The following is a 1,408-nucleotide window of genomic DNA, read 5'->3' as shown; positions in this document are numbered from 1 at the left end:
GGTAAGCGTCGTTCTGCTCCCACCTTCTCGCGGCGCATTGGATAGGTGAGTTTCACGATCTCTTTGAAGGGATCGGCTTGTGTCTATGCTTGACCATACGCTTAAGTCGGACGCGACAGCGCGCCGGCTGGAAGTGATCACGGAGACGGGACGCCGTCGTTGGTTCTCCAAGGACGACAAGGCGCGGATCGTCGAGGAGACGCTGGTACCAGGCGCCGTCGTTTCCGATGTTGCCCGGCGACACGGGCTTGCCCCACAACAAGTGTTCACCTGGCGCCGGCAAGCACGCCGGTTGGCGACGTCGATGGCTGACGATCCGCCGTTTGTACCGGCGGTGGTAGAGGCCATGGTACCGGCCGCGGCTTTTGGCCATGAGCGCAAGACAGGGCGACGCAAGACCAAGCCGGATGTCGGGGGCATCGAGATCGAAGCCAAAGGCGTCACGATCCGGGTCGGCCGAGGCGCGGACACGGCGCTGATTGCGGCCATTGTCCATGCGCTGAAGGCAAGCCGGTGATCGGCCCGTCTGGAACTGTCCGAGTGATGGTAGCAACCAAGCCGGTCGACTTCCGCAATTATGTGGAGCCCACGATTATGCTGAGTGCGCGGCGGGAAGTTGCTGCCCGCCGCGGTTTTCTCGTATGTCTCACTCCGCATAATTCCGCTTGCGTCCGGCCGCGCTCAGCATGGCCAGGAGCTTGTCGGGCGCCCGGAAGCGGCCGGGCGACAGCATCGGCGGCGTCATGGCGGCGAGCGCTTCGAGCTTCTCCGTCGGATCGGCGCGAAGGTAGACCTCAGTGCTTTGCAGGCTGGCGTGTCCGAGCCATAGCGAGACTTTCCGGACGTCCCGGGTCGCCTGAAGCGTATGCATGGCGCAGGTATGGCGCAGCACGTGCGGACTGACGCCTTTGCCGGCGATCGACGGTGCTCTGCGAGCGGCGGTGGCGACATGCTTGCTCAGGATGTATTCAAAGCCTGAGCGGGTCATCGCCTGTGCACGGGCGTTGCAGAACAACTCAGGAGCGCCGCTGACTGGGCGCGCTTTAAGCCAAGCCTTCACAGCTGCGGCCGTCTCCTTCCAGAGCGGCAAGACACGTTCACGTCGGCCCTTGCCCATGATGTGCACGCTGGACATGGTCTGGCGGTCGATCTGATCGAGCCGGAGACCGACCAGCTCCGACACGCGCATGCCTGCGGCGAAGGCCAGATGCAGCATGGCTCGATCACGGATGCCGGACGGGGTGCTCGCGTCTGGCGCGTCTAACAGAGCCTGCAGCTCGTCACGGGTGAGATAGCCGACGAGCGCCTGATCGGTCTTCTTCATCGGGATCGCATGGATCCGACGTGATTGGTCGAGGCTGGATAACGGAAGAACGAGTTTATCGCAGCGAGCCGAGCATTGCGGGTT

Annotated in this window: 2 protein-coding genes; one reads left to right on the top strand and one right to left on the bottom strand. The window is 63.4% G+C overall.

Translation table 11 applies throughout. The annotated features are described in order from the left end of the window. Positions 1 to 85: 85 nt before the first annotated feature. Complete coding sequence (tnpA, locus tag FXB38_RS42370; RefSeq protein WP_148756751.1) at positions 86 to 517, top strand: IS66-like element accessory protein TnpA; 432 nt, start codon at positions 86 to 88, stop codon at positions 515 to 517. Positions 518 to 646: 129 nt separating this feature from the next. On the opposite strand, the gene FXB38_RS42365 is transcribed toward tnpA, so the two are convergent. After that, positions 647 to 1,408 (bottom strand): tyrosine-type recombinase/integrase (locus FXB38_RS42365; RefSeq protein WP_430640227.1); only part of this gene is annotated, 762 nt, incomplete at its 5' end.

This window comes from Bradyrhizobium cytisi, assembly GCF_008123515.1.
In the GTDB taxonomy this organism is placed as follows: Bacteria; Pseudomonadota; Alphaproteobacteria; order Rhizobiales; family Xanthobacteraceae; genus Bradyrhizobium; species Bradyrhizobium cytisi.
Note: the sequence above shows the minus strand (reverse complement) of the source record. Positions and strands in the feature narration are given on the sequence as shown.